Source organism: Pseudomonas sp. GM79 (assembly GCF_000282495.1).
In the GTDB taxonomy this organism is placed as follows: Bacteria; Pseudomonadota; Gammaproteobacteria; order Pseudomonadales; family Pseudomonadaceae; genus Aquipseudomonas.
The window spans coordinates 61,344-76,013 of the sequence record NZ_AKJE01000026.1 but is presented as its reverse complement, the minus strand read 5'-3'; the positions used below and the strand labels follow the sequence as shown (position 1 = coordinate 76,013).

General features: G+C 60.6%; 16 protein-coding genes. 9 read left to right on the top strand and 7 right to left on the bottom strand.

All coding sequences use genetic code 11. The annotated features are described in order from the left end of the window. Positions 1-114 precede the first annotated feature (114 nt). Positions 115-420 carry a PsiF family protein gene (locus PMI36_RS23080; RefSeq protein ID WP_008068943.1) on the bottom strand — a complete coding sequence of 102 codons (306 nt, stop codon included), beginning with the start codon at positions 418-420 and terminating at the stop codon, positions 115-117. Positions 421-492: 72 nt separating this feature from the next. Continuing rightward, the gene (locus PMI36_RS23085) at positions 493-1,281 is read right to left on the bottom strand and encodes an AraC family transcriptional regulator (protein ID WP_008068941.1); all 789 of its coding nucleotides are present in this window, start codon (positions 1,279-1,281) and stop codon (positions 493-495) included. A 97-nt stretch (positions 1,282-1,378) separates the two neighbouring features. Here PMI36_RS23085 and PMI36_RS23090 point away from each other — a divergent pair, with 97 nt between their 5' ends. Continuing rightward, positions 1,379-2,266, top strand: a complete 888-nt coding sequence (locus PMI36_RS23090) for a DMT family transporter (RefSeq protein ID WP_008068938.1) — start codon at positions 1,379-1,381, stop codon at positions 2,264-2,266. A 115-nt stretch (positions 2,267-2,381) separates the two neighbouring features. Here PMI36_RS23090 and PMI36_RS23095 read toward each other — a convergent pair whose 3' ends face one another. The 3 genes from PMI36_RS23095 to PMI36_RS23105 form a co-directional block, all read right to left on the bottom strand. Next, positions 2,382-3,272: an esterase/lipase family protein gene (locus PMI36_RS23095; RefSeq protein WP_008068936.1), complete on the bottom strand. Its 891-nt coding sequence runs from the start codon at positions 3,270-3,272 to the stop codon at positions 2,382-2,384. A gap of 106 nt (positions 3,273-3,378) precedes the next feature. After that, positions 3,379-3,684 carry a DMT family transporter gene (locus tag PMI36_RS23100; protein WP_008068934.1) on the bottom strand — a complete coding sequence of 102 codons (306 nt, stop codon included), beginning with the start codon at positions 3,682-3,684 and terminating at the stop codon, positions 3,379-3,381. After that, positions 3,685-4,323, bottom strand: a complete 639-nt coding sequence (locus PMI36_RS23105; RefSeq protein WP_008068931.1) for an FMN-dependent NADH-azoreductase — start codon at positions 4,321-4,323, stop codon at positions 3,685-3,687. A 123-nt stretch (positions 4,324-4,446) separates the two neighbouring features. On the opposite strand from PMI36_RS23105, the gene PMI36_RS23110 reads away from it, so the two are divergent. Continuing rightward, on the top strand, positions 4,447-5,406 hold the full coding sequence (locus tag PMI36_RS23110; RefSeq protein ID WP_008068930.1) for a LysR substrate-binding domain-containing protein: 960 nt from the start codon (positions 4,447-4,449) through the stop codon (positions 5,404-5,406). Positions 5,407-5,480: 74 nt separating this feature from the next. On the opposite strand, the gene PMI36_RS23115 is transcribed toward PMI36_RS23110, so the two are convergent. Next, positions 5,481-7,556 (bottom strand): AsmA family protein, encoded by a 2,076-nt coding sequence (locus PMI36_RS23115; RefSeq protein ID WP_008068928.1) that lies wholly within the window; start codon positions 7,554-7,556, stop codon positions 5,481-5,483. Between the two features lie 387 nt (positions 7,557-7,943). Here PMI36_RS23115 and PMI36_RS23120 point away from each other — a divergent pair, with 387 nt between their 5' ends. The 7 genes from PMI36_RS23120 (at position 7,944) to PMI36_RS23150 (ending at position 13,198) form a co-directional block, all read left to right on the top strand. Then, complete coding sequence (locus PMI36_RS23120) at positions 7,944-8,414, top strand: hypothetical protein (protein WP_008068925.1); 471 nt, start codon at positions 7,944-7,946, stop codon at positions 8,412-8,414. Positions 8,415-8,570: 156 nt separating this feature from the next. Continuing rightward, positions 8,571-9,203, top strand: a complete 633-nt coding sequence (locus PMI36_RS23125; RefSeq protein ID WP_007902733.1) for a TetR family transcriptional regulator — start codon at positions 8,571-8,573, stop codon at positions 9,201-9,203. 261 nt (positions 9,204-9,464) lie between these two features. Then, entirely contained in the window at positions 9,465-9,965 is a 501-nt protein-coding gene (gene ureE, locus PMI36_RS23130) for an urease accessory protein UreE (protein WP_007902732.1), read from the top strand. Then, positions 9,962-10,636: an urease accessory protein UreF gene (locus PMI36_RS23135; protein WP_008068923.1), complete on the top strand. Its 675-nt coding sequence runs from the start codon at positions 9,962-9,964 to the stop codon at positions 10,634-10,636. The genes ureE and PMI36_RS23135 overlap by 4 nt, the downstream gene beginning before the upstream one ends. A 36-nt stretch (positions 10,637-10,672) precedes the next feature. Continuing rightward, entirely contained in the window at positions 10,673-11,287 is a 615-nt protein-coding gene (ureG, locus tag PMI36_RS23140) for an urease accessory protein UreG (RefSeq protein ID WP_007902730.1), read from the top strand. Between the two features lie 28 nt (positions 11,288-11,315). Further along, the gene (locus PMI36_RS23145) at positions 11,316-11,888 is read left to right on the top strand and encodes a HupE/UreJ family protein (RefSeq protein WP_008068921.1); all 573 of its coding nucleotides are present in this window, start codon (positions 11,316-11,318) and stop codon (positions 11,886-11,888) included. A 182-nt stretch (positions 11,889-12,070) separates the two neighbouring features. Further along, a complete protein-coding gene (locus tag PMI36_RS23150; protein ID WP_008068919.1) occupies positions 12,071-13,198 on the top strand; it encodes an AGE family epimerase/isomerase in 1,128 nt (375 codons plus the stop codon). A 118-nt stretch (positions 13,199-13,316) separates the two neighbouring features. Here PMI36_RS23150 and PMI36_RS23155 read toward each other — a convergent pair whose 3' ends face one another. Then, positions 13,317-14,084: an SDR family oxidoreductase gene (locus PMI36_RS23155; protein ID WP_008068917.1), complete on the bottom strand. Its 768-nt coding sequence runs from the start codon at positions 14,082-14,084 to the stop codon at positions 13,317-13,319. Positions 14,085-14,670: the final 586 nt, after the last annotated feature.

The following is a 14,670-nucleotide window of genomic DNA, read 5'->3' as shown; positions in this document are numbered from 1 at the left end:
TGGATCTCCTGTGAACACACCATCTGTGCACGCCTGAGAATAAATGTGGGAGCGGGCTTGCTCGCGAAGGGGCCAGCACAACCGCCACAAAGCCTCCCGAGCTGACCGCGCTGTTTATTTTTTCTTCAGGCAATCGCTCATGAAGGTTTTGCGTGCATCACCCGTGAGGGCCTGGGTGGTGGCGGTGGCGTTGCAGGTTTTCATCTTTTCTTGTTGAGGGGTCATGGGCTTGGCGGCATCGGCGGCCGGCGCGGCTTTGAGGCAGGTGCTCATGAAGGCTTTGCGCTCGTCGCCCTTGAGGCTTTTTGCGGTAGCGTCGGCATTGCAGGTGGTCATTTTGTTCTGCTGGGCAGTGGCGGCGAAACCCTGGGAGCAGAGCAGCAAACCGACCATCAACAACGGGGCACGCAACATCTTCATGGAGTGTTCTCCTTGTTACCGCACCGATGGATGCGGCCTTGTTTCGGAGTGTAGACAAAGCCTGTTACACGTTCACCTGCTATCGAGGTGGCTGCGTCGATATTGCTCAGGTGTGCACCCGGCCTGACGCTGAAACATCGCGATGAATGCCGAGCCGGTGCTGTACCCCATGTCGAAGGCGATTTCCTGAATGCTGCGCTGGCTATCGAGCGCTTCGATCGCCGCCAGAAACCGCAACCGTTGCCGCCACTCCCCGAAACTCATGCCCAACTCGCGGACAAACTGCCGGGCCAACGTGCGTTCGCTGACGTGAATTTGCGCGGCCCAGTGCGCCAATGGTCGGTTATCCCCAGGCTCGGCCTGCAAGGCCTCAAGAATTCCAAGCAACCCGGGACTGCTGGCGTAAGGCAAATAACATTCATGCATCGGCGCCTGTTGCAGTTGGTCCACCAGCACTTGAGCCAGACGCTTGTCAGCATCGTGCTCGGGAATTTTCACATCGCGGGCGGCGAAGTCTTTCAGGATCGCCTTGAGGATGTCGCTGATCGCCAGGGTGCAAGCCTGCTGCGGCAGATCACGGCACAGCGCCGGCGCAAGGCAGACCGCGCGATAGTTGATCGGCTGATTGCTATAGAAACTGTGCTCGGTCCCGGGCGGCACCCACACTGCGTATTGCGGCGGCGACATGAAGCGGCGGCTGCCGATTTCCATGTGCAAGACCCCATTGGCCGAGTACTCGAGAGTGCCCCAAGGGTGATGGTGGGCCGAGGCGTATTCATGGGTGTTGAAATCGGCATAACGGAAATAGACCGGGGCCGGCAGCTCGCTGAAATCCAGCAGGTCGATGTGTTTGCTGTTCATGCTGTCCGGAATCAGAGGCAGGTTGTCTGGATCGAAGTATAGGCATTGATTCAGACAAGCGGATAATCACCCTTCATTAACGTTCTGGTTTTTCCCGATGCAATACGCTTATCCCCTGCTGGCCATTTTCATTTGGGCCGGCAACACCGTGATCAATAAACTCGCGGTCGGCGCGATCTTTCCCGCCGAAATCGGCTTCTACCGCTGGTTGCTGGCCGCAATGCTGTTCACGCCTTTCATGCTTAAACCGGTGATCGCTCACTGGCCGTTGATCCGCCCGAATCTGGGCAGGATTTTCATCCTCGGCGTACTCGGTATGGCGGTTTATCAAAGCCTGGCCTACTTCGCTGCGACGCTGACCTCAGCCACCAACATGGGGATCATTCTGTCGCTGATGCCGTTGATGTCGCTGGCCATGGCGATTGTCAGCCTCGGCCAACGCCTGACCGCCGGAGCACTGGCCGGTGCGGTGTTGTCGTTTGCCGGTGTTTTGGTGGTGGTGTCGTCCGGCAGCCTTGGTGCATTGCTGGAACACGGGGTGAACCTGGGTGATGCGATGATGCTGATCGCCACGCTGGCGTATGCGATTTACAGCACCCTGCTGAAAAAATGGCAGCTGCGTTTGCCGCCGCTGGTGTTGTTGTATTTGCAGGTGTTGGTCGCGGTGGTGGTGCTGTTTCCGCTGTTCCTCGCCTCACCGAAAATCGGCCCGACCCTGCACAACATTCCGCTGGTGCTCTACGCTTGCCTGCTGGCCTCGATGCTTGCGCCGCTGGCGTGGATGCAGGCCGTGGTGCGCCTGGGACCAAGCCGGACCACGCTGTTTTTCAATCTGCTGCCGTTGATCACCGCGCTGATTGCGGCGGTGGTGCTGCATGAGCAGTTGGCGCTGTATCACCTGGTGGGTGGGGTGTTGACGTTGGGTGGGGTGATTCTTTCAGAGCGCTGGACCACTGTGTTGGGCCGTAATATCTGCGTTGCCTGATATGACGCCTTCGCGGGCAAGCCACGCTCCCACAGGTTTTGTGTCGGACGCCGGCAATGAGCACGACGCCAAACCTGTGGGAGCGTGGCTTGCCCGCGAAGAACGATAACGCGGTCTAAACTCCCGCCGCTTTCAACCGCGCCGCATGCTCGACAAACAACCGCACCGGCTCTGCACCCTTGCCCACCAACCCCAGCGATTGGTTGACGATATCGAAGTGATCCATCGGGTATTCATCACCGATCACCGTCCCCAAATGCGAGCTGTAACGCCCGACCATCCCGTCGCAATGCCCCGCCTCACGCACGAAGGTCCTGGCAAACAACCGGCAACTGCGATTGGTCCCGTCGAACAGGTTGCACCCGCGATCGGTCTTGCCCGGTTGTAAAGTCCCGGACCAGGAGTAATACCGCACGCCATTGACCACTTCCGGGCCGTGCCCGCCCCAGGTTTCAGGCAGCCCCTGTGGATAACGCTGATTGAACAGCGCCACGCCTGCCGTGGTCAGCGATTGGTGCGACGCCGGGATATCCACCGGCAGTCTCGGCCCGCGATAGCCGGTTTCCAGCAGGCACATCAGCGCGCTGATCAGCCACAGTAAAAAGCTCAGGAGCCGGCCCTTGGCGCTGTCTGCCGGATAATGAGTATGCAGATAGTCCGCCAGCTCCGAGCCGTGATTCGGCCCGGCTACTGAAGTGACTGAAGCCACCCGGTCCGGGCGTTTAGCCGCAGCGTAACGGGCGGTCAGCGAGCCCTGGCTGTGACCGATCAGGTTGACTTTCTCGGCCCCGGTGTCGCGCAGAATCTCGTCGATCCGCGCCAGCAATTGCTCACCGCGCACCTCGGTTGAATTGAGCGGCGAGACCTGCACCGCGATTACGGTCGCCCCATCCCGGCGCAGCGCCGAAATGATTCCGTACCAATAGGGATAGAGCAGCAGACGGATAAAACCGAGCATTCCCGGGACCAGCACCAAGGGGTAACGCGTGGCAGAACCTTGCGACATGGATGAACATCCTTGTGATCGGTGAGATGAAGCAAGGCCGGATGCAAGGCATCAGCCAAGCATCGCCACCCAAGATGACAACTCAACGACCAGTCTATGACATCGCTTACTTCAACCCCACCACACCCGCCACAATCAGCCCGACCGACACCAGCTTGAGCGCGGTCAGGCTTTCGCCAAGCAGCGCAAAGCCGAGAAACACCGTGCCCAGTGAACCGATGGCGGTCCAGATCGGGTAGGCGATGCTCACCGGCAATTCGCGCATGGCCAGCGTCAGAAAATAAATCCCGCCCACCGCCGCCACTACGGTAATCACTGAAGGCCAAAGCCGGGTGAAGCCTTCGGTGTACTTCATGCCCATGGCGAAAGTGACCTCGAACCCGGCGGCGATCAGCAAGAACAACCAAGCCATCTAGAACTCCCTGGCCAGCGCCAGCAATCGCTGCTCGGCCTCGGCCACGGACACCTGGAAGGTGCGTTCGGCGGACTCTTCGCCCTCGGCGGCAACGACCGTGACGTTGGTGATGCCAATGAACCCCAGTGCCGTGCGCAAAAACGGATCGGCATGGTTCATCGCCTCAAGTTCACCACCCGGCCCGAAGCCGAACCCACCGCGACTGGTGACGATCAACGCCTTCTTGCCCCGCACCAGCGGTTCGTACTGCGCGATGCCGTTGTCCAGGGTGTGATTGAACGTCAGCCCGAGTCGCACAATCTGGTCGACCCAGGCCTTGAGGCCGCTGGGCACGCTGAAGTTGTACATCGGGGTGGAGATCACCAACAGATCATGGCCGAGCAACTCCCCCACCAATTCATCGCTCAGTGCCAGGTCGGCCTGCATCGACAGCGGTCGCGCTTCAGGTTCCGGATGAAAAGCGGCCGCCACAAACGCTTCGTTGACGGCCGGGATCAACGCCCGACCGACTTCACGGCGGGTCAATTGCGACTGTGGGTTGCGGACCTGCCAGGCGGAAAGAAACACCTCGGCCAGACGCCGCGAATGTGAACGATCGCCACGGGGGCTGGCGTGAATGGCAAGAATTCTGTTCATCTGAATCTCCTTGAAGGGCTAGACTGAAACGGCTTGTGCTTGCAGCTTGAAGCGCGTGGCTGTCTATCTTCAAATGAACAAAAATCAGTCTGGATGAATCCATTTCACCCATGGAGTTCTAAAATGTTTGCCTCGTTGCCGCTGACCGCCCTGCGTGCCTTCGAATCCGCCTCGCGCCTGCTGAGCTTCAAAGCCGCCGCCGAAGAACTCTCCGTGACGCCGACGGCGGTCTCGCACCAGATCCGCTCCCTGGAAAGCTGGCTCGGCGTGCCGTTGTTCGAGCGACTGCCACGGCAGGTGCGCCTCACCGAGTGCGGCGAACGGCTGTTCCGCAGCCTGCACGGCGCCCTGCTGGAAGTGGCGCAAAGCGTCGATACCTTGCGCCCGCAACGCAGCGGCACGAACCTGACAATTTCCACCACAGCCGCCTTCGCCGCCCTCTGGCTGGTACCGCGGCTGGGACGTTTTTACGCCCGCCATCCAAACATCAGCCTGCGCCTGGACACTCACTGCGAAGTGATCGATTTGCATCAGGACGCCAGCGTCGATCTGGCGCTGCGTTACAGCCTCGACGATTACCCGAACCTGTATGGTTTGTGCCTGTTCGACGAATCCTTCGGGGTCTATGGCTCGCCTGAACAAGTGGCTCTGGCGGCCAATCGGGTACCGACCCTGATCAGCGTGCACTGGCACAACTCCAAGCTGTACGCCCATGGCTGGGAGGTCTGGTGTGCGCAGTCCGGCGAAACCTGGCTGACCGAACAACCGGCGGTGCGTGAGTACGACGAAGAGCATTACGCCCTGCAAGCCGCCATCGCCGGACAAGGCCTGGTGCTGGCGAGCAACATTCTGGTATCGGAAAGTGTGGCCAGCGGCTTGCTGTTGCCTTATCGGGGGGACATTCAGGTCGACGGGGCCGGATACAGCGCGCTGTGCGTACCGGGCCGTGAACGGCACCCGCCGGTGCGTGCGTTTTTTGCGTGGTTGCAGGAGGAAGCCAGGTTGTCTGGTCTATTGCCAAGATCGCAGCCTGCGGCAGCGCCTGCCAGAGCGCTTTCGCGAGCAAGCCCGCTCCCACATTAGACCGCGTTGCCTGTCTGAACGCGGTCTAATGTGGGAGCGGGCTTGCTCGCGAAGGCGTCATCGCAGACACCCAATTACTTGGTGGGCTTGACCGTCACCGGCGCCTTCCCGGCCTTCATCTGCTCCAGCAACGGCGCACACTGATTCGGCTCGCCAGCGCTGGGCGCTATCAGCGCCAGCAAGCCCGCCGCCGGCGCGGCAATCACACCCAGCGCAACCATCCCGGCGCCACGCAGCATCAACGGCACAGGTTTCACCCCCGCATCCGGCTTGATGAATTTGCCCCGCACGTACAGCGGCGAGCGCAATGAAATCACGCGCCAGCCTTTCGATTCCGGGCTGATAGTCAGGTCCAGTTGCTCGGTCGCCATGTTCGCCGTGCCGTCGACATAGACGATTGCATTCTCGGTATCGAAGACGAACAGCCGCGTGGTCGCCAGACCGGCCTTGATCTCGAAATCGGCCGCCGCGCAGTTGATCTTCACTTCCTTGTCGCCAAAAATCTTGCCCACCACATAGTTGCCGACGTTGAGCCCCGCCAACTCCATCAACTCACGACTGATCGCGCCGTCATTGATCAGCATCTTCAAATTGCCGTCGGCAGTGCCCAGCAGTTTGGCTACCGAGTTGCCCCGACCGACAAGATCGGCGTCGCCATTAAGCTCACCGAAACTGGTTTTCATCCGCTCCAGGGTGGGGAATAGCTGCTTGAGCTTGAACTTGCGCGCCGTCAGCTTGGCCCGGCCTTCCAAGGGCTCGGCGCGTCCGTCCAGACGAATCTGCGCATCCAGATTGCCACCGGCCACGCCGAAACGCAGGGGCTCGAGGCTGAGCACACCATCGGTCAGCACCACATGGGTATAGAGATCGTTGAACGGCAGTTTTGCGCTGTGGACGATGCGTTTGCCGGTGAATTCCACATCAGCGTCCATGTCGCGCCAACGTTCAGTCCTGAACTCCTCGACCGGTAGCAGCTTGTCCGCCGGCTGCTTGCTTTCACCGCCGCGGGCCTCTTGCCTGGCGTTGGAATCGGCACCGATCAATGGGGCCAGGTCGGTAAACAGCAGTTGATTGGACTCCAGCGCCCCACTGAGTTTGGGCCTCGGCTGGCTCGCCACGTAGGTCAGGTTGCCATGGATGTCGCTCTCGCCGATCTTGCCGTTGAACGCCTCATAGCGGTACACCGCCCCGCCCGGCTCTTGCAGCTTGGCAATCAAGTGTCCGTCGGTGGCGTAAGGCGGAGTATCCGGCAGGGTTACGCCGATCAGCGGATAGAGATTACCCAGGCTGGCACCGGCCAGTTTCAGGCGCAGATCCAGGGCGCCGAGGTGCAATGGATCGGTGAGCGTACCGGCCAGCTCGACGCTGGTGTCGGCGATCTTCGCTTGCGCCTGAAGCGGAAACGGCTTGGAGGCGTCCTGTAAAGCCAGCAAACCGCCGGTCTTGCCCTCGCCCGCGAGATTCTGACCGTGGTATTGGCCTTTGACCTTCAGTGCGAAGGCGTAATCCTGAGGTGAACCACCCTTTTCAACCGCTTTTTTTGCCGCTTTGTCTCCGACAATGTCGCTGAATGGAATCGGCTTGCCCAACGGATCGATAAGCAGATCAAGCTGAGTCTTCAGCTTCTGGTCGTCGAGCGTGACGTGGCCCTTGTCGAAGCCGATGGCCCCGATGTCCAGCACCCAGTTCGAAGGTTCGGCGTTCGGGTCTTTGGGGTCGAACTTGAACGTCCAGTTGGCGCGACCGTCGGCCAGACGCTGCAGATTTGCATTGGGTTCGCTCAGGTCAATACGCGGGATCACCACCCGCTGCGCCAGCAGGGCCAGCGGCGAAATGCGCAGTTCAACGCGTTTGAGGGTGGCCATCTGCGGTTGCTTCGACCAGTCCGGATTGCCCAGGGTCAGGTCCTCAGCCACCACATGCGGCCACGGCACCCAGGCCCGCCAGCCGCCCTCATCAGACTCGCGCTGCCAGACCACCGCAAGGTTGCCATTGATGGCGAACGGACGATGCAGCTCTTCGGACACTTTGGCGTTCAGGGGCGGTTTGATCCGGTTCCAATCGAAGAACGCGATGATCAGCACCAGGACGGCCAGCAGGACGACGAAGCTGGCGAAGGTCCAGGCAAGAATTTTACGAGTGCGCGTCATTGCACAGGGCTCCTGAATACGACTCAGCGCCCCGACAGCGACGCACTGATGAAACGTTAGGCCAGAACCGGCCTGCCATGAAATCTAGGACTGGGAAATGGCGCGCAGGTTTAACCGAATAGGCACTTAACACTCAAATAATCGGCCGGGGACATCCTGCCCCCTCATCCGGCGTTACCGCACCCGCACTTTTGCGAGGCGAGAGTGGGTCGAAAACCCCCACCTCAGTGCAAAAAAGCTCGCCGGAAACAACCGTTCTAGAGCGCTGCGGCCGAACAATCAATTCTGTTGATTATTACCATTGCGTTTATGAACTTTTATATCGATTTCTCGAGAGTAGCATTGCCCTCGTACCCACTTTATCGCCCTCCCAAGGAGCAACCCATCATGAAACGCGAATTACTGCTTAGCCTGACCCTCTCAATGTTAGCCAGCACCGCTTTTGCTTTGCCGGCTGCTGATCAGGCCACACCACAAGTCAAAGACAGCCACTCGGTGTTCAGCCAGACCGTTGCCGCTGATGGTTCCGACCGCACTCCACAAGGTCAGACCCTGGCCGAAGGTGGTAATGATCGCCTGAAAGAAAAAGGCCTGATCACTCAAGATGGCTCGGATCGCACTCCACAAGGTCAAACGCTGGCCGCTGACGGTTCCAACCGTACTCCACAAGGCCAAACCCTGGCTGAAGGTGGCTCCGATCGCACGCCACAAGGTCAAACCCTTGCTGAAGGTGGTTCCGACCGCACGCCACAAGGCCAAACTCTTGCTGAAGGTGGTTCCGATCGCACTCCACAAGGACAAACCCTTGCTGAAGGTGGTGGTGACCGTGTGATCGAACGCAACAGCGCTGTGAGCTAAGCCCATGGCGGCCCCGAAAAAAAGCCCAATCTGCGGATTGGGCTTTTGACTTTATAGACGCTGCATTTCCCCGCGTGATCTCCCGATAGTCGTTCGACGCCAGCGAAGCCGATTTGCTAGAGTGCGCCGCTGTCTTGTCCAGAAAACACCCTTGCGATGCTGCCCCGCGCCGAACAGAAACAACAGACCCGCAACGCCCTGATGGACGCTGCCCGCCACTTGATGGAAAGCGGCCGAGGATTCGGCAGCCTGAGCCTGCGCGAAGTGACCAGAACCGCCGGGATCGTACCCACCGGTTTCTACCGGCACTTCGCCGACATGGATGAACTGGGCCTGGTGCTGGTGAGCGAAGTCGGTCAGACCTTTCGTGAAACCATCCGCCTGGTGCGCCATAACGAGTTCGTCATGGGCGGCATCATCGACGCCTCGGTGCGGATCTTTCTCGACGTGGTCACCGCCAATCGCTCGCAGTTCCTGTTTCTTGCCCGCGAGCAGTACGGCGGCTCACTGCCGGTGCGCCAGGCCATTGGCCGCTTGCGCGAAGACATCAGCTCGGACCTGGCGGCGGACTTGTCGCTGATGCCCAAACTGCAGCATCTGGACATCGCAGGCCTGAGTGTCATGGCTGATCTGATCGTCAAAAGCGTGTTCGCCACCTTGCCGGACATTATCGATCCGCCGGCGCAGGCGTTGCCGGATCATCTGACGCCTCAAGCGAAAATCACTCAGCAGCTGCGGTTTATTTTTATTGGTCTCAAGCATTGGCAGGGCTTGGGCAGCACCGAGTAATCCCTGTGGGAGCGGGCTTGCTCGCGAAGGCGTCGGTACATCCAGCATCTATGTGACTGGAAGACTGCCTTCGCGAGCAAGCCCGCTCCCACATGGACCCTCTACTTCGCTGCAATTTGGTGCGCTCAACAATAATTCGCACCAAGTTAATCCGGCTTCCCGCCCTTCCCACTCCGCTCCGACAGGCATTTCCCACGTCTCACCCGATTGGCAAGCCCCTTGCTCTGTCCCTGAGCATTGTCCATTGCTGGAAGCCTTCCGATGCTGGTGATTCATCGCAGAATCGACCCTCAACCCGTCTGGGCCGCCGAGTTGCACCTGACCTTCGAAGCCCGGAGCAAAAGCCGCTTGCGCTGTTTCAGTGCCGAGGGTGAAGACGTCGGGTTGTTTTTGGAGCGCGGCCAGCCGCCGCTGTATGACGGCGAATGCCTACAAGCCGAAGACGGGCGCGTAGTGCGCGTCTGTGCTCGCCCCGAACAACTGCTGCACGTCACCTGCGCCAACGCTTTCGAACTGACCCGCGCCGCCTATCACCTGGGCAACCGCCATGTGGCCCTGCAGGTCGGCGATGGCTGGTTGCGCCTGCTCGACGATTACGTGCTCAAGGCCATGCTCGAGCAACTGGGCGCCAACGCCGAGAACATCGAAGCGCCGTTCCAGCCGGAACACGGTGCCTACGGCGGCGGCCATCACCATTCGCGGCACGGTGACGAGGATTTCAACTACCCGCCGAAACTGCACCAGTTCGGCGTGCGCTTATGAACCCGGCCTGGGCGCTGCTGCGTCTGGCCAGCCCGCAGCTGCCGATTGGCGGCTACAGCTATTCCCAGGGTTTGGAGATGGCTGTGGATAACGGCCGAGTGGACGATCCCGACAGCGCGCGGCGCTGGATCAGCGATCAGTTGCTGCTGAACCTGGCGCGTTTCGAAGCGCCGCTACTGCTCGCCCATTGCACCGCTGCGGCCGAAGAAAACTGGGCCGAACTGCTGCAACGCTGCGAAGAACATCGCGCCAGCCGGGAAACCCGTGAGCTGCATCAGGAAAGCCGGCAGATGGGCTATTCGTTGAAGCAACTGCTCAACGGTTTACCGGAACTGGATGCGCCGGCCCGGACCTTTCTCGACCAATGCCCTGAACCACACCTGGCCCTTGGCTGGGCGCTGGCGGCCCGCGCCTGGCAGATCAGCCCGCAAGATGCGCTGGCCGCCTGGCTCTGGAGCTGGCTGGAAAACCAATTGGCGGTGCTGATGAAAACCCTGCCTCTGGGCCAGCAAGCCGCCCAGCGCCTGACCAGCGAACTGCTGCCGCTGTTGCAACAGGCGCAGCAAGACGCCACCCGAATCAACCCCGAACACTCTGGCAGCGCCGCTTTCGGCCTGTCCCTGGCGTGCATGGCCCATGAGCGCCAGTACAGCCGTCTGTTCCGTTCCTAGGGCCTGTTATTTGGGCCTTTTATTTTGGAGAACCACATGAACACACAACCTCTGCGCGTCGGCATCGGCGGCCCGGTCGGCTCCGGCAAAACAGCCCTGACCCTGGCCCTGTGCCTGGCCCTGCGCGACCGCTACAACCTGGCCGTCGTGACCAACGACATCTACACCCGCGAAGACGCCGACTTCCTGGTGCGCAACGAAGCCCTGGCGCCCGAGCGGATCATCGGCGTGGAAACCGGCGGCTGCCCGCACACCGCGATCCGCGAAGACGCCTCGATCAACCTCGAAGCCGTGGATCAGTTGAACCGGCGCTTCCCGGGGCTGGACCTGATCCTGGTGGAGTCCGGTGGCGACAACCTCTCGGCAACCTTCAGCCCGGAACTGTCCGACCTGACCATTTACGTGATCGACGTCTCGGCCGGCGACAAGCTGCCGCGCAAGGGCGGGCCGGGGATCTGCAAATCCGATTTGCTGGTGATCAACAAGATCGACCTCGCGCCGCTGGTAGGCGCCTCGCTAGAGCTGATGGACAGCGACACCCAACGCATGCGCAACGGCAAACCGTTCGTCTTCAGCAACCAGAAAACCGGCCAGGGTCTGGAAGCAATCATCGCCTTCATCGAACGCCAGGGCTTGCTGACTGCGGCCTGATCACATTTATCAACAAGGAAGCTTATCCATGACACTGAAACGCATTCTGGGCGCCATGGCCCTGCTGCTGACCCCGGCCATCGCCTTTGCACATCCGGGCCACGGCGATAATGGCTTGATGGCCGGCATCAGCCACCCGATCGGCGGCCTCGATCACTTGCTGGCAATGGTTGCCGTGGGGTTGTGGGCTGCGCAGCAGAAAGGTGCCGCGCGCTGGGCGCTGCCCTGCACGTTCGTGGGCACTATGCTGATCGGCGGGCTGCTGGGCTTTGAAGGGTTGAACCTGCCGGCGCTGGAGGGCGGGATTGCGGCATCGGTATTGGCGTTGGGTCTGGCAGTGGCTTTGGCGGTGCGTCCGCCGTTGAGCGTGGCGGTGGGTACGACTGCGTTGTTCGCGCTGTTTCATGGCGTGGCGCATGGCCTGGAGCTGCCGGAGATGTCCAGTCCTTGGGCGTATGCCGCAGGGTTTGTGGTGGCGACGGCGGCTTTGCATGCAGCGGGTTATGCGGTGGTTCGCGTCTTGCCTCAGGCTGCCGCACCACTGGTTCGGTTGGCGGGGGCGGCTTCGGCGGCGACTGGGGTGTGGTTGCTGGCAGGCTGACCTTTTTATCGTCTGTTCCGGCCTCTTCGCGAGCAAGCCCGCTCCCACACTCGTCCTGCGTACCCAGATCGAGTGTGGGAGCGGGCTTGCTCGCGAAGACGGCCTGACAGACACCGCGTCTCTAGGGCCTGCCTCTCTGCTACCATGTCGCGCAATCGCCCCTGCCGTGACGACGCCAGCCAATGCCCTCTGTTTCCCGCTCCGCTTCCCAGCCTGAATTGACCGCCCTGTTCGCCTCGGTGCAACAGCACTTCCAGGACGTGATCGTGCCGCTCTGGCAAGGTCCCGGCTGGAATGCCGACATGGCATTGCCTTATGAAGCGCTGGACGCCGAGCATCAGCCGCTGCCACCGCAGCGCTATCGGGCCATGGCTTGCGCGCGGCAGCTGTACCTGTTTTCCAGCCTGATCGGCCAAGTGCCTCAGGCCGAAGAACGGGCGGCGGCGCTGTTCCGCTCCTTGCAGCAGCATTTCCACGATGCCGAGCATGGCGGCTGGTTCTACAGCATCGACCCGCAAGGTGAGCCGCTGGATCAGCGCAAAGACCTCTACACCCACGCCTTCATCCTGTTCGCCTGCGCCCATTACTGGGGCAAGGTTCGCGAACCATTGGTGGAGTCGGTGCTCAACGCCACGCTGGAAGTGTTGGCGCAGCGCTTCGCCACAGGCGACGGCCTGTACGAAGCCAGCCTGGACCGTGATTGGTCGTCGCTCAACTCCGGGCCGCTGCAGAATCCATTGATGCATTTGGCCGAAGCCTTCCTCGCCATCCTTTCGGTGCGCGAGGACGTAGCTGTGCAGAGTGCGCTTGTCGAGTTATGCACAGCCATGCAGAAGCGCTTCATCGATCCGCAACATGCGGTGTTGATGGAAAAGCCGCTTGGGGCTGTGGATAACTGGTTCGAGCCGGGCCATCAGTTCGAATGGTATTTCCTGCTGGAGTCCTCACCCTTGCTGCGCGGCTCCAGACTGCATGCGTCGCTGGACCGTGCCTTTACGTTCACCGAACAAGCGGGCGTGGATCAGCAGACCGGGGCTGTGAGCGCGATGCTGGAACTGGATGACCATCCTCGTGATGCGACCCAACGCATCTGGGCCCAGGCCGAATACCTGCGTGCCCTGACCTTGCGCCCGGGCAGCGACGCCTCTGTGCAGCGCCAATTGCAGGCGCTGCAACAGCGCTTTTTACATGCGGGCGGCTGGTATGAGTGTCGCGATGAGCAGGGCGAAGTGAGCCGCAAGGACATGCCTTCGACCACGCCTTATCACTTGGCAACCTGCTATCGCGGGTTGGCCGAGTATCTTCGCTGAAGGATAGATAGCTATCGCGGGCAAGCCCGCTCCCACAGGGTTTGTGTCGTTCGCGAAATAGCGATTCAACACAAACCCTGTGGGAGCGTGGCTTGCCCGCGATGGCCGTTACGCGGTCTTAAGCCTTCGTATTGCGCTCAATCGCAAACCCGCTCCAGGTCTGGCTCACCGGCATCAGCTCAAGGCTGTTGATGTTGATGTGGGCCGGTGCGTTGAGCACCCAGAAGATGGTCTCGGCGATGTCTTGCGGCTGGATCGGCTCGGCGCCAGCGTAAGTGGCGTTGTAACGCTCCTGGTCACCGGCGAAACGCACCAGCGAGAACTCGCTCTCGCACAGGCCCGGCTCGATGTTGCTGACCCGCACGCCAGTCCCTTGCAGGTCGCAACGCAGGTTCAGGGAGAACTGTTTGACGAACGCCTTGCTTGCGCCATACACATGGCTGCCCGGGTACGGATAGTTGCCGGCGATGGAACCGAGGTTGACGATGCTGGCGCCACGACCGTGAGCGATCAAACGCGGCAACAACAGGCGAGTGCTGTACATCAGGCCTTTGATGTTGGTGTCGACCATGGTGTCCCAATCATCGAGATCGCACTTGGGAGCCGGGTCCACGCCCAAGGCCAGGCCGGCGTTGTTGATCAGCCCGCGCAGCTTGGCGAAGGACGGCGGCAGGTTGGCAATTGCCTCCTCCATGGCCTTGCGATCCCGTACGTCGAGCACCAGGCCATGAACCTCGGTCTGCTTCGACAACTCGGCGCACAGGGCATTGAGGCGCTCTTCACGACGACCTGTCAGCACCAGTTTCCAGCCGGCTTCAGCAAAACGACGGGCGCAGGCTTCACCAAAACCGGAAGTCGCGCCGGTAATAAACAGGGTGTTGGACATCGTGTTCTCCTTGCTTCGGCTGATCGACAGCCCTTGGAATAGAAAATCAGTTGCCAGCATGCCCGGCCTTGTCCACAGCGGCAACCATCGCAAAAACCGTACAAAAAACAATCAACACCGGCAACGCCATATGGGCTGTGGCTTGCAGCCATGTACGCGCACCTTATCCACAGGCCGGTCCACAGTTTCCGGGGGCAAGTGCAAAAGCTGCAAGCCGCTGCCTATAAGGCTTTGCGGGCAGATTAGAAAGTTTTTTGCTTGACCCTCAGGTGCCTGCTGTGTACCCCCGGGCAATTTGCACGACCGGGCGGTCAAACCGACGATGGCTCCAAGCCAGTAACTACGGCCCTCAGCCGACTCTTTCCAGAGTTTAACCACAGACTTATCCACAGGCTTGTCCACCTCGATTCATACCTGGGTTGCCCCTAACAAAAAGGTTGACAAAGACGGCTCGAGGTCCAGCAAAAACTCCTGATCAAAAAACAACCACATCGCTGCAAGCCACGTATTAAAAGGCTTGCAGGCAGCTACTCCCACGTTATTCACAGCCAGCTCCACAGCAAACGGGGACAAGTCAAAACCTTGA